The following is a 19,812-nucleotide window of genomic DNA, read 5'->3' on the forward strand; positions in this document are numbered from 1 at the left end:
CCGTCGGGTTCGGCTCTTTCTTCCAATAAGTCAGGCCGATCTTGGCTCGGCGGGCGCGCTCTGCATCGCCAGCTGACACAGCCGACGTGCGGCCTCCTCCTGATGCTGGATCACCAGATTGACCCCGCGAACCCGCAGGTGATGCACCTCCTCGGCCTGTTGGCCGCAGGCGGCTATGCGCAGCAAGGCACCCTGCTCACGTGCTGCCGCCGCAACCTCGCCCGCCAGCAGGCTGTCCTCCAAGGTGATCAGCAGCCAGCTGGCATCGGGCAGCGCCACCGAGAGCAGATCATTCTGGATGGGATGACCGGCCAGGCAGGTGATGCCCTGGGCGCGCCAGGGGGCGAGCAGGCGCTCATCCGAGTCGATGACCACCATGGCCTGCCCTTTTTCATGCAGTTGCCGGATCAGGTGGCTGCCGATGCCGTCGGCTCCCACGACCACCACGTGCCCCTGCAAGGGACACTGAGGAGGGCTCTCTTCTGGGTGTGATTCTGGATGACGCCTTAGCCAGCGCTCGGCCTGGTTGAACACCAAGGGGTTGAGCATGATGGAGAAGCAGGCGCCGACCAGCACCAGATCGCGCGCCACGTTCGGCACCAGATCCAGCATGACCCCCAGCCCCATCAGGATGAAGGAAAACTCGCCTACCTGGGCCAGGCTGGCGGAGATGGTGAGCGCGGTACGCTGGCTGTGGCCGAACAGCCGCACGATAGCGAAGGCGGCCACCGACTTGCCGATGACGATGACGAAGATGGTGGCCAGCACCGCCAGCGGCTCGCGCAGCAAGATGGTGGGGTCGAACAGCATGCCCACCGACACGAAGAAGAGCACCGCGAAGGCATCTTGCAACGGCAGGGTGTCGTTGGCCGCCTTGTGGCTCAGGTGTGAGCTGTTCATCACCACACCGGCGAAGAAGGCGCCGAGGGCGAAGGAGACCCCGAACAGCTTGACAGCGCCAAAGGCGATACCGAGGGAACAGGAGAGTACCGACAGGGTAAACAGCTCCCGTGAGCCGGTGGCCGCGGTGCGGGCCAGCAGCCAGGGTATGAGGCGGCGACCGCCGATGGCCATCAGGGCGATGAAGGCGGCCACCTTGGCCAGGGTGAAGCCGAGATCCCACAGCACGTGTGCCAGGGTCAGAGTCTCATCTCCCTGCTGCAGGTTGGCGAGGATGGGCAGCAGCACCAGCGCCAGCACCATCACCAGATCCTCGACGATGAGCCAGCCGATGGCGATGCGCCCCTCCTTGGTATCGACCTGACCCCGGCTCTCCAGCGCTCGCAGCAGCACGACTGTACTGGCGGTGGAGAGGGCCAGCCCGAACACGATCCCGGCAGTGATGCTCCAGCCGAGCAGCTGGGAGAGGCCGAGCCCGAGCAGGGTCGCCAGGGTTATCTGGACGATGGCCCCCGGGATGGCGATGTGTTTGACCGAGAGCAGATCTTTCACTGAGAAGTGCAGACCGACGCCAAACATCAGCAAGATGACCCCGATCTCGGCGAGCTCGGGCGCCAGCTGCAGGTCGGCGACATAGCCTGGGGTGAAGGGGCCGCACACCACCCCGGCGGCGAGATAGCCCACCATGGGGGAGATACGCAGCCGGCTTGCCAGCATGCCGAAGATATAGGCCAGCACAAGGCCGCCTACCAGGGTCGTGATCAGGGGGAGTGAGTGGTCCATGTCGTCACCTCGCTAATGGCAGTCAGGGGCTACCAGATCACCGCGATGGCGAAGAGGGCAGCTGTCAATGAGCAGGGGGCGAAAGAGACAGTGTTGGCCGTGGCAAGCACAATATCTTGGGGACAACAGTTGCCGTTTCTATTGAAAAATAATGTATTTTTATATCCAGAGCAACATTTATCCATGTTTGATGCTTTATTTGGGATTAAGTGCTCACAAATCATAGAATTAAGGAGAGAGGATGAAGCTTGCGTGTATTTTTTGGCAGATCCAATCAATCCGTGATGAGTTTTCGGCATACGATTGGCGTCTGCTCATCCCATGACAAAGGCGGCCCTCGGGCCGCCTTTGTTGACGCAGTGACGCGGGCCTTCACTCGCCCCTGGCAATCCCTTCACGTCTGGGGTCGGCGGCGCCGAACCAGCCGCCGGCGTTGCGCTGCACCCCTTGCAGGCCTGAGGTCTGCTCATTGAGCAGCACCTCGTGCCCCCTGGCCTTGAGCCCCTCGATCACCACCTGAGGCGTGCGTCCCGACTCCAGCTCGGTGGGGCCGTTGCGGCTACCGAAGTTCGGCAGATTGATGGCCTGCTGCAGATTGAGCCCCCAATCCTGGGTGCCCAGCAGAGTCTTGCCCACGTAGTTGATGATGGCCGAGCCGCCCGGTGACCCCAGGCTCATCTCGAGCTCCCCATTCCGTTTATCGAACACCAGCAAGGGGGACATGGAGGAGCGAGGCCGCTTGCCCGGCTCAACCTTATTCGCCACCGGCAGGCCGGCAGCATCCAGCGAGGTGAAGGAGAAATCGGTGAGCTGGTTGTTGAGCAGGTAACCGTTGACCATCAGCCGTGAGCCGAAACCATCCTCGATGGAGCTGGTCATGGAGACCGCCATGCCGGCCTGGTCGACGATGGAGACATGGCTGGTGGAGGGAAGCTCGGGGGTGGCGTCCCGGCCCCTGGCCAGCGCCTGGGGCGGTGTGCCCGCCTTGGCGATGCCCATGGAGCGGTTGCCGATAAGCTTGCCGCGCTCGGCGAGGTAGCCTTTGTCGAGCAGGCCTGCCACCGGTACGCTGACGAAGTCACCGTCGGCTACATACTGGTTGCGATCGGCAAAGGCCAGGCGCGCCGCCTCGCTGTAGAGGTGGATGGCGTCGCTTGAGGCGGCCAGTCGGCCATCCGGCCCTGATACCGGTTTGAGGGACGCCATATCCCGGCTCTCCAGCATGCCGAATATCTGGCCGAGGGCCAGGGTGCCGGACGAGGGGGTCGGGAAGCCGCAGATCTCGCTCTGGCGATAGTCAAAGCAGAGCCCGTCTCGCAGCTTGGCGCGATAGCTGGCGAGATCGGCGGCCGCCAGCACGCCGGGGTTGGTGGGGTGTTGGCGCACCTTGGCCACCATGGCCTCGGCGAGCGGCCCCTGATAGAAGGCATCAGCCCCCTCTTGGGCCAGGGTTTTCAGCACCCCGGCCAAGGCCGGGTTGGTGAGCCGGGTACCCGCGCGCTTGGGAGAGCCATCCGGCAGGTAGAAATAGGCGCGGGCCTCTGGGTCCCTGGCGAGGTAGGGATCCTTGGCGATCAGGGTGGCGAGCCGCGGGCTTATCACAAAACCCTGTTCCGCGAGCGTGATGGCTGGCTCGAACAGGCTGGCCCAGGGCAGCTTGCCATAGCGCTGATGGGCCAACGCCAGCGCACGCAGCGTGCCAGGGGCCCCGACCGAGCGACCGCCCACCACGCCATCGTAGAAGGCCATGGGCTTGCCATCCTTCATGAACAGCTGATCCGTGGCAGCCATCGGCGCCGTCTCCCGGCCATCCACAGCGCTCACCTTGCTGCCATCCCACACCAGCAGCAGGGAGCCACCGCCGATGCCGGAGGATTGCGGCTCCACCAGGGTCAGCACCAGCTGGACCGCGATGGCGGCATCCACCGCGCTGCCGCCGGCCTTGATGATTTGATAGCCTGCATCCACCGCCAGCGGATTAGCCGCCGCCACCATGAAGTCGCGGCCTTGCCAGCCTTGCTTGTCGGTCCAGCCGCTGGCCGCCTCGGGGGCGATCAGGGCCTGGGGCGGGGGCACATAGTGAAAGCCGCTCTGGGGGGCGCAGCCAGCCAAGAGGCCAAGGGCTACCAGCAGGCTCGGGGGTTTGAGGGACATGACACTCTCCTTGTCGATTTATTGTGCAACCTCAGAAATCTGTCACAATTGAGGCTCAATTGAAAGATTGTCTTTCTACTCATATGGTTACAAATTTATCAATGATTGAGACTGGCCGGGGAGGGTGGATGAGACATGTGATGATGGGACTGTGCTGCCTGCTGCTGGCCGCCTGTGGTGAGCCAGGCCTCAAGCCCCTGGGGGCGGGGGCAACCATACTGGCCTTCGGCGACAGCCTGACCGAGGGGCGCGGCGTCAGTCCGGCCCAGAGCTATCCCAGCGTGTTGGCCAGCCTGAGCGGCCATACCGTCATCAATGGCGGGGTGTCGGGAGAGCTGAGTGAAGCGGGCAGGGCCCGTTTGCCGGCACTGCTGGCCGAGCACAAGCCGGCGCTGGTGATCCTGCTGGAGGGGGGCAATGACATCTTGCGCGGTAGCGGGGAGGGGGCGCTCAAGGCCAACCTGGCCGCCATGATAGAGGCGGTGCAGGGCAGCGGCGCTCAACTACTGCTGGTGGCTGTGCCGCGCAAGTCCCTGTTTGCCGACGGGGCGCCCCTCTACGAAGAGCTGGCGGATCAGTACCAACTGGTGCTGGACAACGACAGCATAGGGGAGCTGCTGCGCAGCCCGACCCTCAAGTCCGATGGAGTACATTTCAATGAGCAGGGCTATCGCGTCCTGGCGGAGCGACTGCATCGGCGGCTGCAGGAGAGTGGCGCACTCTGAACTGGGGGTGTGTAGCAAAACAAAAAACCGCCATCAGGCGGTTTTTTAACGTTAACGACTGCTTTTTTATCGCAGTTTAGATGGACTGCTCTTCGCCACCCAGCACAGCGAACAGCGCCGGGATGAACTGGGCCAGCTCGGCGGTCACCAGGGCGAAGTCGGCGTCCAGACGGGCGGCCGGATCCTCGCTGGTCACATCGTCGTTCTGCTCGCGCAGCTCTTCGCTGAACTTGAGGCGCTTGATGGAGAGATCGTCCCCCAGCACGAAGCTCAGGGTCTCGCCCCAGTTCAGGGCCAGCTTGGTCACCAGCTTGTCGTTGGCGAGGTGATTCTTGATCTCCTCGCTCATCAGATCCTGCTGCTTGCAGCGGATGATGCCGCCGTGCTCCATGGCACTGCGCAGCTCGGCCTCGTCTTCCAGGGTGAAGCTGGCGGGCAGGTTGCCCTCGTTCAGCCACTCGGTCATGGTGATCTCGGGCGGGTTCTTGAGGGCCACCGGCACCACCGGCAGGGTGCCTATGGATTTGCGCAGAAGCGCCAGCAGATCGTCCGCCTTCTTGGCGGAGCCTGCGTCCACCACCATGAGGTTGTCGGCCGGATTGATCCAGGCGAAGGTCTGGCTGGTGCGGCTGAAGGCGCGGGGCAGCAGGGTATGCATGATCTCCTCCTTCAGCGCCTCCTTCTCCTTCTTCTTGAGGGCGCGGCCCTGCTCGAATTCGATCGCTTCTACCTTCTCCGCCAGCATCTCCTTGACCACAGTGCCCGGCAGCATCTTCTCTTCCTTGCGGGCGCAAAGCAGGATGTGGCCCGAGGCGCTGTGAGTCAGGGTGGAGCCGAATTTGCCAAGGGGCTTGACCCAACCGAACCGGGAGATGTCCTGGCTACCGCAAGGGGTGAAGGCGCAGGCCTCGAGCTGGGTTTCCAGCTGTTCCACGGTCAGTTCGAAGGGGCGGGTAAAGCGATAAATCTGCAGGTTTTTAAACCACATGGCGTCCTCGGTCTCATAGATTGTCCGGCAGGCATTGTACTAGAGAGGCGCTTTGTGATCAGCCAATCATTCTCGCTAAATAAAGGACGATCGTGCTCACAGGGCACCATGTTTGTTCCCCATCCTGTCATCGAACTCCCCTAGACTGCTTGTGTTCAGCTTGTTAATAAGGATAAGAAAATGTTGAGACAGAGTCGGCCCCACGACATGGAAGAGATAGTCGAGATCTGGCTGCTGGCCTCCCTGCAGGCCCATGATTTCGTTGACGCTTCCTGTTGGTGGCAGGCTCAGGAGGAGCTGCGTACCCGCTATCTCGATCATGCCCGCATCTGGGTGTTCGAGGAGCGCGGCGAGCTGCTCGGCTTCATGGCCCTGGTGGACGATTTCCTCGCCGCCCTGTTCGTGCGTCCGGACCGGCAAGGGCGGGGGGTCGGTCATGCCCTGTTGCAGGAGGCCAAACAGCAGGGGGGTGAGCTGCATACCCGGGTGTTCGTGGAAAACGAGCCAGCGGTGCGTTTCTACCGCCGCCACGGCTTCACCGTCGGGGATGAAATCACGGATCCCCTGACCGGTCACATTCAATACCGGATGCATTATTCAGCCGCCTGAATCTGACGTACCCGCCTGTTTTCTCTGGGTTAATGCTGCTTGAAAAATGGAGGCGGGATCCGCATCCTGTCTGCATCGGGTGTCACTGGCACCCTCCTCTCTCTAGCCGAGCCGCTTTTTCATGAAGATCCTGCACACAGCCGACTGGCACCTTGGCCATCAACTCCATGGCCATGAGCGCCGTTTCGAACATGACGCCTTCCTCGACTGGCTGGCCGATACCATCAGGGAGCGCCAGATAGACGCCCTGCTGGTGGCGGGCGATCTGTTCGATACCGCCAATCCCCCCGCGAGCGCCTGGCAGCAGCTCTATCGCTTCCTGGCCAGGCTGCGCGCCGAGCTGCCCCGCCTCAACATGGTGCTGATCGGCGGCAATCACGACTCCCCCTCCAAGCTGGATGCCCCTCACGAGCTGCTGCGCGCCTTCGATCTGCATCTGGTGGGCAGCATCAGTCGGGACGAGGAGGGGAGGCTCGAAACCGAGCGCCTGCTGGTGCCGCTGCAAGACAAGGAAGGGAAGGTGGCCGCCTGGTGCGCCGCCGTGCCCTTCCTGCGCAGCAGCGATCTGCGAGTCGAGCAATTGGCCGAGGGGCAGGACAGATTGATTGAAGGGGTACGCCAGGTCTATGACACCGTGCTTGGCGCCGGCCGTGCGCGCTGCGAGCCGGACCAGGCGCTGATCGCCATGGGCCACGCCTATCTGGCGGCGGGCCAACTCTCCGAGCTCTCCGAGCGGCGGGTGCTTGGTGGCAATCAGCACGCCCTGCCTGCCGATATCTTCGCACAGGCCGATTACACTGCCCTGGGTCACCTGCATCTCGCCCAGAGTCCGGCCCCCGGAGTGCACTACAGCGGCTCGCCCCTGCCGCTGTCGCTCACCGAGGCGAACTACAACCATCAGGTGCTGGAGGTGACCTTCGAGGGCGGCAAGCTGACGGCGCTGGAGCGGATCCCCGTGCCCCGCGCGGTGCAGATGATCCGGCTGCCGGAGAGCTCGCTCGACGAGGCGCTGGCCGCCATCGCCGCGCTCGACTTGCCCGAGCTGCCTGTCGAGGCCCAGCCCTTCCTTGAGGTGCGACTGCTGCTGCCCAAACCCGAGGCGCGCATTCGTGAGCGTATCCTGGCGGCCCTGGCCGGCAAGCCGGTGCGCCTCGCCCGTATCAGCACCCGCTATCAGGGCTCGGGCCAGGGGCTGGCCGATGGGGCAAACCGGCGCAGGCTCGATGAGATCTCCCCGACCGAGGTGTTCAGGCTCTGCTATCAGCGCCAGTTCGAGGGGGAGCCGGCTGCCGAGCTGGTGACCTCGTTCGAAGAGATCCTGGTGCAGGTGAAGGAGGCCCAAGCATGAAGATCCTCTCTCTGCATGGCGAGAACCTGGCCAGCCTGACCGGCAGCTTCACCATCGACTTCGACCGTGGGGCCCTGGGCGCCGCCGGTCTGTTTGCCATCACAGGCAACACGGGGGCGGGCAAGAGCACCTTGCTCGACGCCATCTGCCTCGCGCTCTACGACGAGATGCCGCGCTTTATCGCCAATCGCAAGAACGTGGCCGAGGTGGGGCGCCTCGATGATGAGGAAAAGCTCAAGGCCAACGATGTGCGCGGCATCCTAAGCCGCGGTCACGCCAGCGGCTTCGCCGAGGTGCAGTTCCGTGGCTGCGACGGTCGCCCCTATCTCGCGCGCTGGGCGGTGCGCCGGGCTCGCAATCGCTCGGAAGGGCGCTTTCAGGCCCAGGAGCGCACCCTGACCGATGTCACCACAGGTCAGGTGTTCTCCGGCAGCAAGCGGGAGTTGCAGGAGCGTATCGACGAGCTGGTGGGCCTCTCCTGGGAGCAATTCCGCCGCGCCGTGATCCTGCCCCAGGGGGAGTTCGCCGCGTTTCTGAAATCCAGCGCCGACGAACGCTCCGCCCTGCTCGAGCGGATGACGGGCACCGAGCTCTACTCCGCCATCTCGATACAGACCCATGAGCGGGCTCGCACCGAGCAGCAGGCGCTGACCGCCATCGCACAGCGGCTCGGCGATGTGGCGCTGATGGACGAGGCGACCCGTGAACACTGGGTCGCCGAGCAGCACAGCCTGGCCACCCAGCTCAAGCACGAGCGCCAGCAGCACCAGTTGCTGCAGGATTTTCGCGATCTCAATGAGCGCATCGCCGCTCTGCGCCAGGGGAGCCTGGAAGGGCAGGCCGCGCTGGAGGCCGCCGAACTGGCCCACGGGCAGGCGGCCCCGGAGCGAGAAGAGTTCGCCCGCGCCGAGCAGGCCCAGGTGGCCCGCGCGGATCACGACGAGCTGGCCCGCCTGACTGCCGATCTGCAGCAGCAAGAGCTGCTTGTTAATCAGATAACTCCTGAGCTTGCCCAAATTGAGCTGGATCAGCAGCAGGCCCTGCTGCATGAGCAACAACTGGTAGCGGAAAAAACCAATGCAGAGCGGGAGTGGCGCGCGTTGCAACCGGCACTCAAGCAGGCGCAGGATCTCGATACCCGCATCCGGGAGAGGGCCGGTCTGCTGCAGGAGATCCAGCAGCAGGGTACCCAGGCGCGGGCCCTGCAACAGCAGTTGCAGCAGGAGTGGCAACGCCAGTCCAAGCGGATAGAGGAGCTGGAGGCCCGCCGTCAGCAGTGGGCCAGCAGGCTCGAGGAGCGCAAGACCCTGGCCGCCCTGGCGCCCCAATGGCAGCCCCTGCTGGCTGCCATGCAGGATTGGCGCGATGGCAAGGCACAGCTGCAGCGGGTGCAGCAGGAGCGTGAACACAAGAGCGAGGCGCTGCGCGCCTTGAGTGCGAACCTGGAGCAGGGTCAGCAGGAGCGCGACTACTGGCAGCATGAGCGCACGCGCCTGCAGCAACAGCACGATCAGTTGCAAGAGCAGGGGTGGGACAGCCAGGTCGCCCGTGCGCAGGATCGCCGCCAGCAGGACACGGAGCAACTGGCGCGGGTGCAGCAGTTGCTGGATCTGGCCCAGAACGGGCGCAATCACAGCGAGCAACAGCAGCGGCTGCAACAAGAGATAGCCAGCCTAGAGCAGCAGTTGGCCAGACTCACGACCCTGCATGGGGAGCGCGAGCCCGCCCTGACCCGTCTCGCCACCCAGCGTGACGAGGCGCGCCGTGCCCTGGAGCAGGCCCGCGCCGTGGCCGGTTTCGAGCAGCATCGCCACGAGTTGCAGGATGGCGAGCCCTGCCCGCTCTGCGGCTCGGCAGAGCATCCCTATCGCCAGCACCAGCCCCTGGTGGAGGGTATCCTGGCCCAGCAGGCCGAGCGCACTCGTCAGCTGGATCTGGAATGGGAGCAACTCAACCACCTGCATATTCAAGGGGAGGTCGAACGAGCCGAGCTGGCCCGTCAGCTGGCCGCTCACCAACAACATCAGCCTGAGCTGGCGGCAAACAGTGAGCGACTCGTCGCCCGCTGGGCCCAGCTGGCCGGTAGCAGTCTGCCCGAGCTTGCGCTGCGACAGGATCAGAGCCCGGCCGAGTGGGCCGAGCTGCAGGCCCGGCTGCTGGCGCAGGCCGAGGCTCTGACCCTGAGCCTGGCGGCCGGTCAGCAGCAGCTGCAACGGGCTTTGCAGGAACAACAGGTGCTGGCGGGGCTGCGCGATCAGCTGGCCAAACTCCATGGGGACCAGCAGCAGTTCGAGCAACGCTGGCATGAGGCCGAGCGCCAGAAGATAGCGCTGGAGGCCGAGCTGAACGCGCTGGTGGAGCAGGAGAGCACGCTGCGCCAGCGACTGGCCCAGGGGGAGGCAAGGCTCGATCGGCAGATGGGAGCAGAGCCATGGCGTGGCTGGGCCGAAGGGGAGCGCTGGCCCGAGTGGCAGCAGACCTGCGAGGCCTGCCTGCAGGGGCAGGGGGAGTGGGAGCGGCTCGGCGCCGAGGTGGCGAGTCTGACACCGCTTTTGAGCGCGCAGGCGGTGCGGGTGCAGGGCCAGGACGAGCTGATGCACAAGCTGGAGCGGGACTACAAGGAAGGGGAGCAGCAGAGGCAGAGCCTCATCGCCAGTCGGGAGGCGTGCCTCGGTGGTCGCGCCATTGCCGAAGTCGAGAGCGAATGGCAGGAGGCGCTGTTGCAGCTGGGCAACCGGCTCGATGAGGCCGTCACGGCCCTGCGTGCCTTGCGGGAGCGACAAACCGAGCTCAAGACCAGGTTGACCCATCTGGAGCAGGACAGGCAGGTGAACAGCCGCCGCCAGCGCGAGGTGCTCGGCCGCTGGGCGGCCCATGCCACCAGCCTCAGCATTGCCGAGTATGAGCTTCGTCGTCTGCTGGCCATCCCGGCAGAGGAACTCAAAGCCAGGCGCACCGCCCTGCAGCAGCTGGACGATGCCCTGGCCGAGGCGCGTACCCGGCTTGGGGAGCGCCAGCGGGCGCAGGCGCTGGAGGAGGCCAAGCTGGCGCGCTATCGCGAGCATCACGGCGAGCTGGCGGCGCTCTCCCCCGAAGCCCTCAGCCAGTCCCTCGCCGCGAGCGAGACCCGTTGCCGCGAGCTGGAGGAGCAGCTGTTCCAGTGCCGGAACGCCCTGGCCCAGGCCGATGCCGCGGCGCAGCAGGCGGGGAGCCTGCAACAGGCGCTGGCACAGCAGCAAGGGGTGGCGGATCACTGGCAGCAGCTGAACGAGCTCATCGGCTCCGCCAGCGGCGCCAAGTTCCGCACCTTCGCCCAGAGCCTTACCCTGGAGCGCTTGCTGCTGGAGGCCAATGCCCAGCTCGCCGAGTTGTCGCCGCGCTACCGGCTGGAGCGGGTGCCCGGCACGGATCTCGCGCTGCAGGTGGTGGATCTCGACATGGGGGACGAGGTGCGCTCGGTGGACTCGCTCTCTGGCGGCGAGAGCTTCCTGGTGTCGCTGGCGCTGGCGCTGGCGCTCTCCAGCCTGTCGTCGCGCCAGACCCAGGTCGAGTCGCTGTTTATCGACGAGGGCTTCGGTACCCTGGATCCGGACAGCCTGGATCTGGCGCTCTCCAGTCTGGATTCCCTGCAGGCGGCGGGTCGCCAGATCGGGGTCATCTCCCACGTCCAGACACTGGTGGAACGCATTGGCGTTCAGATCCGGGTCGATGCCCTCGGCGGCGGCGAGAGCCGGATACGCTTGCCCTGAGCTTGACGTTCATCCCTCTGAAAACCTGCCTGGCATCAAGCCGGCAGGTCTTTTATTGGTTAAACGAAGGGAATGCAGTTCGCCACACCATAGATACTATTGTTCATGGTGCTAAGTGCTGAAACAACTCGTTACGGCCGGCGAGCGGCCATAAAAAAACCGAAGCCCAGGGCTTCGGTTTTTTGTTGCAGCAGCTGGCGTGAGGCCAGCGGCGCCTTATTTCTTGATGCGGATCACCGGGGTCTCGCCCACGGTCACGGCGCCAGTCATCTTGATCAGCTCTTTGATCTCATCCATGTTGGAGATGACCACAGGCGTCAGGGTGGACTTGGCTTTCGCTTCCAGTACGGCCAGATCGAACTCGATGATGGTATCACCGCGCTTGACCTGTTGACCTTCCTGAGCGATACGGGTGAAGCCTTCGCCCTTCAGCTCGACGGTGTCGATACCGAAGTGAACGAACAGTTCGATACCAGAGTCGGATTCCAGAGAGAACGCATGGTTGGTCTCGAAGATCTTGCCGATGGTGCCGTCGCACGGAGCAACCATCTTGTTGCCAGCCGGCTTGATGGCGATACCGTCACCCACGATCTTCTCGGCGAAGACGACGTCGGGTACATCTTCGATCGGTACGATTTCGCCTGACAGGGGGGCAAAGATCTCGATGCCACCGGTGTCAGAGCTGTCATCGGAAACCAGTTTCTTCAGTTTATCAAACAGACCCATAGTAAAAGCTCCTAGAGATGATTGTCGCTGTTTGCAGCCGATCTTAGCAGACTGCCTTCTGCTTAATAAAGTTATCTACACAGGCTTCGATTTCGGCGGCGGTCGCATAGCTCAGAGCCTGGTCTGCCATTGCCTTCACATCTTCGAAGTTGGTGTTGCGGATAAGCTTCTTGATACGCGGTACAGAGATGGCGCTCATGGAGAACTCATCCAGACCCATACCCAGCAGCAGCAGGGTGGCACGTTCGTCACCAGCCAGTTCACCGCACATACCTGTCCACTTGCCATTGTCATGGGAAGCGTCGATCACCATCTTGATCAGGGTCAGGACGGAGGGTGACAGCGGGTTGTACATGGCGGAAATCATCTCGTTACCACGGTCGACGGCCAGGGTGTACTGGGTCAGGTCGTTGGTACCGATACTGAAGAAATCCACTTCCTTGGCAAGATGATGAGCCATCACGGCAGCGGCCGGGGTCTCGATCATGATACCCACTTCGATGGATTCATCAAAGGCTTTGCCGTCGGCGCGCAGTTCGGCCTTCAGCTGTTCCACAGTGGCCTTGAGGCTGCGGAACTCTTCGACTGAGATGATCATCGGGAACATGATGCGCAGCTTGCCAAAGGCAGAGGCACGCAAGATGGCCTTCAGCTGGGCGTGCATGATGTCTTCGCGATCGAAGAAAATGCGCACGGCACGCCAGCCCAGGAAGGGGTTCATCTCTTTCGGGAAATTCATGTAGGGCAGTTCTTTGTCGCCGCCGATGTCCATGGTGCGGACGATGATCGGCTGATCCGGCATCGCCTCTGCCACTTCTTTGTAGGCCTTGAACTGCTCGTCTTCGGTCGGCAGCGCATCACGGTCCATGAACAGGAACTCGGTGCGGTACAGACCCACGCCTTCGGCGCCATTACGGATGGCACCCTCGGTATCCTTGACGGTACCTATGTTGGCGCACACTTCGACCTGATGGCCATCGAGGGTGATGGCAGGCAGGTCTTTGAGTTTGGCCAGCTCATCTTTCTCAGCCTGGAACTGGGTCTGGAATTTCTTGGCTTCAGTCAGCTGATCGGCGCTCGGGTTGACGATGATCTGGTTGTTGATCCCATCCAGGATCAGCATGTCACCGTTGTTGACGCGCGCAGTGATGTCGTTGGTGCCAACGATGGCCGGCAGCTCCAGGGAGCGGGCCATGATGGAGGTGTGAGAGGTACGGCCACCGATGTCGGTGACAAAACCCAGCACGTATTTCAGGTTGATCTGAGCGGTTTCAGACGGGGTCAGGTCTTTGGCGACCAGGATCACCTCTTCGTCTATGGTGCTCAGGTTGACAACGGCAATGCCCAGCACGTTCTTCACCAGACGGGTGCCGATGTCACGGAAATCGGTTGCGCGTTCGCGCAGATAAGGGTCATCCAGCTCGGCCATCATCTTGGCGTATTGCTCGATCACCTCATAGATGGCTTTGTCGGCGGAAGCCTTGTTGTCTTTGATGAAGGATCTGATATCCCCTTCGAGCTCCTCATCTTCGAGCAGCATGATGTGGCCTTCGAAGATGGCCTCTTTTTCCTCGCCGAAGGTGCGACCTGCCATCTCTTTGATGGCTTCCAGCTGTGCGGCTGACTTGGTGCGGGCTTCGAGGAAGCGGTTGATTTCGGCGTCAATCTGGTCAACAGAAATCTTGCCCTGATTGATAACGATTTCATCTTCTTTCAGAAGAAGCGCCTTACCGAATGCGATACCGGGGGACGCAAGAATGCCAGATATCATAATCCTTCCTATTAAAACGACTGTGGGGGAGGAATAAAGCTGGATTACTCCAGCTCGTCCATCAGGGCAACCAGCTTCTCAACGGCTTTCTGAGCATCCGGACCGTCGGCCTGGATGGTGACGTTGGTACCCTTGGTCAGGCCCAGAGTCTGCAGCTTGAACAGGCTCTTGGCGCTGGCGGACTTGCCACCGGAGACCACAGTGATCTCGCTTTGGAATTCTTTGGCTTCTTTCACGAACTGAGCTGCGGGACGGGTGTGCAGGCCGTTTTCAGCAGTAATAACAACAGACTTCTCGTACATGGTTTCACCCCATATTATTGATATTGTGTGGTAGAGATGGTTGCTTATGAGGCCACCTGTCTCACCGTGTCAGTATGGATATGTTGTAAAGTAACGAAATCAGACCCGCAATGGTTTAATCCAGGTCAATTTTCTGTGCAGTATTCAGCGTCCGGGCTAAGTCTTTTTCGTTATCGGGCTACAAGCCGCGTCAGGACTGGCCTGAAATTAATTTATAACGAAAAATAACACTTTGTTACCTTGTGATACCTAGCCAGCAAACACCTCGTGACGCCGCACAGGATATGAGATTTATCACAGAATGTCTGCTTTTTTTGTCACGCCGAAATTTGTTATTTTACCCCAAAAAATAAGGGGTCGACTGAAACTAATGACGACTGAGTTTAGCTCATAAAGAAAAACGGCGCCCCGAAGAGCGCCGTTGTTTTGATGTAAGCCGATCAATTACTGCTGCAATTCCTGCTCGCTGAACACCCCGGCGAACAGGGCGCTGGAGAGGTAACGCTCGGCGGCGCTTGGCAGCACCACCACTATGGTCTTGCCTTCGAACTCCGGCAGCTCGGCCAGACGGGCGGCCGCGACGACGGCGGCGCCAGAGCTTATCCCCGCCAGAATGCCTTCCTCTTCCATCAGGCGACGAGCCATCTCGATGGACTCCTCGCTGCTCACCTGCTCGACGCGATCAAGCAGGGTCAGGTCCAGGTTGCCCGGGATGAAACCGGCGCCTATGCCCTGGATCTTGTGGGGACCGGGTTTGATCTCCTGGCCGGCCAGTTTCTGGCTGATGACCGGGGATTCTGACGGCTCGACTGCCACCGAGACGATGGCCTTGCCCTTGGTCTGCTTGATGAAGCGGGAGACGCCCGTGATGGTGCCGCCGGTGCCGACGCCCGCCACGAACACGTCGATGTCACCGTCGGTGGCTTCCCAGATCTCCGGGCCAGTTGTCTTCTCGTGGATCTCGGGGTTGGCGGGGTTTTCGAACTGTTGCAGCAACACATACTTGCCCGGCTCGGATTCCAGGATCTCATTGGCCTTGGCGATGGCGCCCTTCATGCCGAGCGGGCCTTCGGTCAGCACCAGGTTGGCACCCAGCGCCTTGAGCAGCTTGCGACGCTCCAGGCTCATGGTGGCCGGCATGGTCAAGGTGATGGGATAGCCACGAGCGGCCGCCACGAAAGCCAGAGCAATACCCGTGTTACCGCTGGTGGGCTCGATGATCTCCTTGCCCTTGGTCAGCACGCCGCGTTTTTCGGCATCCCAGATGAGGTTGGAACCGATCCGGCACTTGACGCTAAAGCTCGGGTTGCGGCTCTCGATCTTGGCCAGCACACGGCCCTTGGTAACACGGTTGAGACGAACCAGCGGGGTGTTGCCTATGGTCTGGCTGTTGTCCTCAAAAATTTTGCTCATGGTGCTATCCCTGTGTTTGTTAAGGCGATGAAACAAGATTACCCTGTGATTTCTGAATGAGAAGTGACGAATCGTTATAACAATATGTTATTAAAACATATAGAACTTATTCTTTATTACCTGGGCCCAGGGCGGGCCTTGTGCTACCAAGGGAACGAACGCCATGGGATTTGCAGGAAGCGATCGCTATCTCGCCTCAAAGGATCTGAGTATGGCCGTCAACGCGGCCGTGGTGCTGGAGAAGCCGCTGCTCATTAAGGGAGAGCCCGGCACCGGCAAGACGGTGCTGGCGGAGGCGGTGGCCGAGTCCCTCGGCGCCGAGCTCATCTCCTGGCACATCAAGTCCACCACCAAGGCCCAGCAGGGGCTCTATGAATATGACGCCGTGGCACGGCTGCGGGACTCCCAGCTCGGGGATCCCAGAGTGGGGGACATCAACCACTACATCCGCCGTGGCAAGCTGTGGCAGGCCTTCAGCGCCGAGCAGAGGCCCGTGCTGCTCATCGACGAGATAGACAAGGCGGATATAGAGTTCCCGAACGATCTGCTGCTGGAGCTGGATCGGATGGAGTTCGACGTCTACGAGACCGGCGAGCGGGTGAAAGCACGCCAGCGCCCCGTGGTCATCATCACCTCCAACAACGAGAAAGAGCTGCCGGATGCCTTCCTGCGCCGCTGCTTCTTCCACTACATCCGCTTCCCCGACAAGGCCGAGATGCAGGCCATCGTCCATTTGCACTACCCCAAGTTAAAAGAGGCGCTGCTGGACGAAGCCATGGCGCTGTTCTTCGAGCTAAGAGCGGTGGAGGGGCTGCGCAAGAAACCCTCCACTTCGGAGCTGCTTGACTGGATCCGGCTGCTGCTAGCCGACGGTATCTCCCCGGAGGCGATGCGCACCCGCGAGCCGGGCAAGCTGGTGCCGGCCCTCTATGGCGCCCTGCTCAAGACCGAGCAGGATTTGCACCTGTTCGAGAAGCTGGCTTTCCTGGCCCGGCGCGGCGGCTGAATGCTCATCGACTTCTTCCTCCATCTGCGTCGCCACAAGTTGCCCTGCAGCCTGCGGGAATTGCTGGACCTGCACGGGGCGCTCGCCGCCAGGCTCGCCCGCCTCGACATGGATGAGTTCTACCTGCTCTCCCGTTGCCTGCTGGTGAAAGACGAGGCCCACTATGATCGCTTCGATCGCGCCTTCGCCGAGTATTACGACGGCCTGCAGGCCAGCCCCTTGTTGCCGGAGTCTCTGCCGGATGACTGGTTGCGCCAGGAGTTTGCGCGGCTGCTGAGCCCCGAAGAGAAGGCCCTGCTGCAATCCCTGGGGGGCCTGGACAAGTTGCTGGAGACCCTCAATCAGCGGCTGGCGGAGCAAAAAGAGCGCCACGCCGGCGGCAACAAGTGGGTGGGCACGGGGGGCAGCAGCCCCTTCGGCCACGGCGGTTTCCACCCGGAAGGGGTGCGCATGGGGGGCGAGGGCGAGCACGGCCGGGCAGCCAAGGTGTGGGAGGCGCGCCACTTTCGCAACTTCAGCGACGATGACGCGCCACTGGGGCAGCGCGCCATGCAGCTGGCCCTGCGCAAACTCAGGCGCTGGGTGCGCAAGGGGAGCCTCGACGAGCTGGATCTCGACGACACCATACGCAGCACGGCCCGTCAGGGCTGGCTCGATGTGAAGCTGCGGCCCGAGCGCCACAACGGGGTCAAGCTGCTGGTGTTCTTCGACGTGGGGGGCTCCATGGACAGCCATGTGGCCGAGGTGCAGCGACTGTTCTCGGCCCTGCGCCACGAGTTCAAGCACCTGGAGTTCTTCTATTTTCACAACTGCCTGTACGACTTCGTCTGGCAGGACAACAACCGTCGCTTCGAGGAAAAATTCGATACCTGGCGCCTGCTGCGCACCTATGGCAGCGACTATCGGGTGATTTTGGTGGGGGATGCCAAGATGGGCCCCTATGAAATCAGCTGGCCCGGCGGCAGCGTCGAGTACTGGAACGAGGAGGCGGGTCAGGTGTGGCTCGCCCGGCTGCAGCACCAATACCCCAAACTGGTGTGGATCAACCCCCTCCCCAGACGGGAGTGGCTCTGGCATCCTTCCATCAAACTGATGAATGACCTGATCGGCGGGCGCATGCACCCGCTGACCCTGGCCGGTCTCGCCGAGGCGATCGACCGGCTATAACCCTCTTACCCTACAAAACAGACAAGCCGGGATTGCACCCGGCCAGGAGCAAAGATGACTTCCATAGTAATCAGCGGCTCAGGCCTCTATACCCCTCCCTTTGCCGTCAGCAACGAAGAGCTGGTGGCCGCCTTCAACCAATATGTGGATCTCTACAACGAGGAGAACGCCTCCGCCATCGACGCCGGTCAGCTGGATGCCAAGCAGCACTCGAGCTGCGAGTTCATCGAGAAGGCGTCCGGCATCAAGAGCCGTTACCTGGTGAGCAAGGAGGGGGTGCTGGATCCGGATATCATGCAGCCGCTGCTGCCCGAGCGCCCGGATGACAAGCCCTCCATCATGGTGGAGATGGCGGTGGCCGCCGCCGAGCAGGCGCTGATCGCCGCCGGTCGCGAGCCGGGCGAGATCGATCTGGTGATAGTGGCGGCTTCCAATATGCCGCGCCCCTATCCGGCGCTCTCCATCGAGCTGCAGCACTATCTCGGCGCTGGCGGCATGGCGTTTGACATGAACGTGGCCTGCTCGTCGGCTACCTTCGGCATCAAGACGGCGGCGGATCTGCTGGCGACGGGCACCGCCAAACTGGCGCTGGTGGTGAACCCTGAGATCTGCTCGGGTCACCTCAACTTTAGAGATAGGGATAGCCACTTTATCTTCGGTGACGCTTGCACCGCCGTGCTGCTGGAGCGCGAAGCCGACTGCAAGGTGGTTAACCCCTGGCAACTGGTGGCCAGCAAGCTGGTGACCCAGTACTCCAACAACATCCGCAACAACTTCGGCTTCTTGAACCGCTTCAGCCCGCGCACCCGCTACGGGGATGACAAGCTGTTCCGCCAGCAGGGGCGCAAGGTGTTCAAGGAGGTGCTGCCCCTGGTGTGCGATCAGATTTCTGGCCAGCTGGCCGAGCAGGGCTGGGAGGCGGGGGAGCTGAACCGGCTCTGGCTGCATCAGGCCAACCTCACCATGAACCAGTTCATCGGCCGCAAGCTGCTGGGCCACGATGCCAGCCAGCAAGAAGCGCCCGTGATCCTCGACCGCTACGGCAACACCAGCTCGGCGGGCTCCATCATCGCCTTCCACCTGTTCAATCAGGACTTGCCGAGCGGCGCGCGCGGCGTGCTCTGCTCCTTCGGCGCCGGCTACTCCATCGGCAGCCTGCTGCTGCAGCGTCGCTAATCATTCCGACCTTGCTCTTGCAATGAAAAAACCACCCGTTTGGGTGGTTTTTTACACTGCGTTATTCGTGTTTTTCACGCCATTTCTATGGCAAGAATCACGCACTTTGGTTCAGTTATCTTAAATTTGACGTTCAACTCGAACAATCTGACGCCGTACTCTTTGTCGTCCGGCTTGCCCTGCTTGTAGGCCGGGCGCGGATCCTGGGCCAGCACCTCGCTCACCAGCTGGCGCAGCTCCGGGTGACGGGAGGCGAGTTGGCCGAGCTGCTGCTCCGCTTCAGGGCTGAAACTGACCGCCAGCGGCGGGGTGGGGGCATCCGGGGCGAAGCCGCCACGGGCGTCCGGCAGGCTGTCGGCGTAGGGGATGTAGGGCTTGATGTCGACAATCGGGGTGCCGTCCAGCAGGTCCACCGCGCCGAGTTCGAGCCACAGCTTGCCGCGCTCACGGCCCACACCGTGCAGCTCCACCACCGACAGTCCAAGCGGGTTGGGGCGGAAGGTGGAGCGGGTGGCGAAGACCCCGACCCGCTCGTTGCCGCCGAGGCGCGGCGGGCGTACCGTCGGGTGCCAGCCCTGGGCCATGGTCTGGTGGAACACGAAGCTGAGCCAGAGGTGGGAAAACTGCTCTATGCCGCGCAGCACATCCGGCTGATCGTAGGGAGGCAGCAGCTCGAGACGGGCACGGGCCGATTTGACCAGACCGGGCTGGCGGGGGATGGCGAACTTCTCCTTGTAGGGAGAGTGGATGATCCCGAGGGTGTCGATTTCGAACTTCATGGCAGACTCGTGGCTAAAAACCCCGGCAATTTAGCACGAACGGCCCCAAAACGCAGGCTCGGCTCCTCGCCCATCCCTTCGATACCGTCGTGATCCCCGTCCCATCCCGGCCCGCTGGGGGCTGCCGAGGGGCGCCAACTTGCGTAGGGTAGGGGCAGGAAAAACGATTGCCATCCGGTCCGCGCCCCAGCCAGGCGCCAGCCATGCCGACAAGGA

General features: G+C 62.4%; 16 protein-coding genes. 8 read left to right on the plus strand and 8 right to left on the minus strand.

All coding sequences use genetic code 11. From position 1 onward, the window contains the following. Nucleotides 1-30: 30 nt before the first annotated feature. Nucleotides 31-1,683 (minus strand): YbaL family putative K(+) efflux transporter, encoded by a 1,653-nt coding sequence (gene ybaL, locus CUC44_RS12415; RefSeq protein ID WP_100860242.1) that lies wholly within the window; start codon nt 1,681-1,683, stop codon nt 31-33. Between ybaL and CUC44_RS12420 the strand changes: the two genes are divergently transcribed. Next, nucleotides 1,675-1,968, plus strand: coding sequence for a hypothetical protein (locus CUC44_RS12420; RefSeq protein WP_157812788.1), 294 nt, complete (start codon nt 1,675-1,677; stop codon nt 1,966-1,968). The two genes, ybaL and CUC44_RS12420, sit on opposite strands and share 9 nt — an antisense overlap. Nucleotides 1,969-2,055: 87 nt before the next feature. Here CUC44_RS12420 and ggt read toward each other — a convergent pair whose 3' ends face one another. Next, entirely contained in the window at nt 2,056-3,837 is a 1,782-nt protein-coding gene (gene ggt, locus CUC44_RS12425; RefSeq protein ID WP_100860244.1) for a gamma-glutamyltransferase, read from the minus strand. A 128-nt stretch (nt 3,838-3,965) separates the two neighbouring features. On the opposite strand from ggt, the gene CUC44_RS12430 reads away from it, so the two are divergent. Next, nucleotides 3,966-4,562, plus strand: a complete 597-nt coding sequence (locus CUC44_RS12430; RefSeq protein ID WP_244166778.1) for a GDSL-type esterase/lipase family protein — start codon at nt 3,966-3,968, stop codon at nt 4,560-4,562. 76 nt (nt 4,563-4,638) lie between these two features. Here the strand turns inward: CUC44_RS12430 and rdgC are convergent, their stop codons facing one another. Next, complete coding sequence (gene rdgC / locus CUC44_RS12435; protein ID WP_100860246.1) at nt 4,639-5,550, minus strand: recombination-associated protein RdgC; 912 nt, start codon at nt 5,548-5,550, stop codon at nt 4,639-4,641. Between the two features lie 180 nt (nt 5,551-5,730). Here rdgC and CUC44_RS12440 point away from each other — a divergent pair, with 180 nt between their 5' ends. The 3 genes from CUC44_RS12440 (at nt 5,731) to CUC44_RS12450 (ending at nt 11,256) form a co-directional block, all read left to right on the plus strand. Beyond that, nucleotides 5,731-6,159: a GNAT family N-acetyltransferase gene (locus CUC44_RS12440; RefSeq protein ID WP_100860247.1), complete on the plus strand. Its 429-nt coding sequence runs from the start codon at nt 5,731-5,733 to the stop codon at nt 6,157-6,159. A 121-nt stretch (nt 6,160-6,280) separates the two neighbouring features. Next, nucleotides 6,281-7,507: an exonuclease SbcCD subunit D C-terminal domain-containing protein gene (locus CUC44_RS12445; RefSeq protein WP_100860248.1), complete on the plus strand. Its 1,227-nt coding sequence runs from the start codon at nt 6,281-6,283 to the stop codon at nt 7,505-7,507. After that, on the plus strand, nt 7,504-11,256 hold the full coding sequence (locus tag CUC44_RS12450) for an AAA family ATPase (RefSeq protein ID WP_100860249.1): 3,753 nt from the start codon (nt 7,504-7,506) through the stop codon (nt 11,254-11,256). The genes CUC44_RS12445 and CUC44_RS12450 overlap by 4 nt, the downstream gene beginning before the upstream one ends. A 216-nt stretch (nt 11,257-11,472) precedes the next feature. Here the strand turns inward: CUC44_RS12450 and crr are convergent, their stop codons facing one another. From crr to cysK, 4 genes are all read right to left on the minus strand, one after another. Continuing rightward, nucleotides 11,473-11,982, minus strand: coding sequence for a PTS glucose transporter subunit IIA (crr, locus tag CUC44_RS12455; protein ID WP_042061931.1), 510 nt, complete (start codon nt 11,980-11,982; stop codon nt 11,473-11,475). Nucleotides 11,983-12,025: 43 nt separating this feature from the next. Next, complete coding sequence (ptsI, locus tag CUC44_RS12460; protein WP_100860250.1) at nt 12,026-13,753, minus strand: phosphoenolpyruvate-protein phosphotransferase PtsI; 1,728 nt, start codon at nt 13,751-13,753, stop codon at nt 12,026-12,028. Nucleotides 13,754-13,797: 44 nt separating this feature from the next. Further along, entirely contained in the window at nt 13,798-14,055 is a 258-nt protein-coding gene (locus tag CUC44_RS12465) for an HPr family phosphocarrier protein (protein ID WP_005303128.1), read from the minus strand. A 444-nt stretch (nt 14,056-14,499) separates the two neighbouring features. After that, nucleotides 14,500-15,468: a cysteine synthase A gene (gene cysK / locus CUC44_RS12470; RefSeq protein ID WP_100860251.1), complete on the minus strand. Its 969-nt coding sequence runs from the start codon at nt 15,466-15,468 to the stop codon at nt 14,500-14,502. A gap of 163 nt (nt 15,469-15,631) precedes the next feature. On the opposite strand from cysK, the gene CUC44_RS12475 reads away from it, so the two are divergent. Genes CUC44_RS12475 through CUC44_RS12485 form a run of 3 tightly spaced genes read left to right on the plus strand, consistent with a single transcriptional unit; the run spans nt 15,632 to nt 18,817 of the window. Continuing rightward, entirely contained in the window at nt 15,632-16,474 is an 843-nt protein-coding gene (locus CUC44_RS12475) for an AAA family ATPase (protein ID WP_100860252.1), read from the plus strand. Further along, entirely contained in the window at nt 16,475-17,641 is a 1,167-nt protein-coding gene (locus CUC44_RS12480) for a vWA domain-containing protein (protein ID WP_100860253.1), read from the plus strand. It abuts the gene before it with no gap. Nucleotides 17,642-17,695: 54 nt separating this feature from the next. Continuing rightward, nucleotides 17,696-18,817, plus strand: a complete 1,122-nt coding sequence (locus CUC44_RS12485) for a beta-ketoacyl-ACP synthase III (RefSeq protein WP_100860254.1) — start codon at nt 17,696-17,698, stop codon at nt 18,815-18,817. 74 nt (nt 18,818-18,891) lie between these two features. Here CUC44_RS12485 and tsaA read toward each other — a convergent pair whose 3' ends face one another. After that, nucleotides 18,892-19,596: a tRNA (N6-threonylcarbamoyladenosine(37)-N6)-methyltransferase TrmO gene (gene tsaA / locus CUC44_RS12490; RefSeq protein WP_100860255.1), complete on the minus strand. Its 705-nt coding sequence runs from the start codon at nt 19,594-19,596 to the stop codon at nt 18,892-18,894. Between the last annotated feature and the right edge of the window lie 216 nt (nt 19,597-19,812).

Source organism: Aeromonas lusitana, assembly GCF_002812985.1.
Lineage (GTDB): Bacteria > Pseudomonadota > Gammaproteobacteria > Enterobacterales > Aeromonadaceae > Aeromonas > Aeromonas lusitana.

Excerpts from the sequence above, each read along its gene's own strand:
- ybaL (WP_100860242.1), bottom strand. The coding sequence starts at position 1,683 with ATGGACCACTCACTCCCCCTGATCACGACCCTGGTAGGCGGCCTTGTG.
- ggt (WP_100860244.1), bottom strand. The coding sequence starts at position 3,837 with ATGTCCCTCAAACCCCCGAGCCTGCTGGTAGCCCTTGGCCTCTTGGCT.
- CUC44_RS12430 (WP_244166778.1), top strand. The coding sequence starts at position 3,966 with ATGAGACATGTGATGATGGGACTGTGCTGCCTGCTGCTGGCCGCCTGT.
- rdgC (WP_100860246.1), bottom strand. The coding sequence starts at position 5,550 with ATGTGGTTTAAAAACCTGCAGATTTATCGCTTTACCCGCCCCTTCGAA.
- CUC44_RS12440 (WP_100860247.1), top strand. The coding sequence starts at position 5,731 with ATGTTGAGACAGAGTCGGCCCCACGACATGGAAGAGATAGTCGAGATC.
- CUC44_RS12445 (WP_100860248.1), top strand. The coding sequence starts at position 6,281 with ATGAAGATCCTGCACACAGCCGACTGGCACCTTGGCCATCAACTCCAT.
- CUC44_RS12450 (WP_100860249.1), top strand. The coding sequence starts at position 7,504 with ATGAAGATCCTCTCTCTGCATGGCGAGAACCTGGCCAGCCTGACCGGC.
- crr (WP_042061931.1), bottom strand. The coding sequence starts at position 11,982 with ATGGGTCTGTTTGATAAACTGAAGAAACTGGTTTCCGATGACAGCTCT.
- ptsI (WP_100860250.1), bottom strand. The coding sequence starts at position 13,753 with ATGATATCTGGCATTCTTGCGTCCCCCGGTATCGCATTCGGTAAGGCG.
- CUC44_RS12465 (WP_005303128.1), bottom strand. The coding sequence starts at position 14,055 with ATGTACGAGAAGTCTGTTGTTATTACTGCTGAAAACGGCCTGCACACC.
- cysK (WP_100860251.1), bottom strand. The coding sequence starts at position 15,468 with ATGAGCAAAATTTTTGAGGACAACAGCCAGACCATAGGCAACACCCCG.
- CUC44_RS12475 (WP_100860252.1), top strand. The coding sequence starts at position 15,632 with ATGGGATTTGCAGGAAGCGATCGCTATCTCGCCTCAAAGGATCTGAGT.
- CUC44_RS12480 (WP_100860253.1), top strand. The coding sequence starts at position 16,475 with ATGCTCATCGACTTCTTCCTCCATCTGCGTCGCCACAAGTTGCCCTGC.
- CUC44_RS12485 (WP_100860254.1), top strand. The coding sequence starts at position 17,696 with ATGACTTCCATAGTAATCAGCGGCTCAGGCCTCTATACCCCTCCCTTT.
- tsaA (WP_100860255.1), bottom strand. The coding sequence starts at position 19,596 with ATGAAGTTCGAAATCGACACCCTCGGGATCATCCACTCTCCCTACAAG.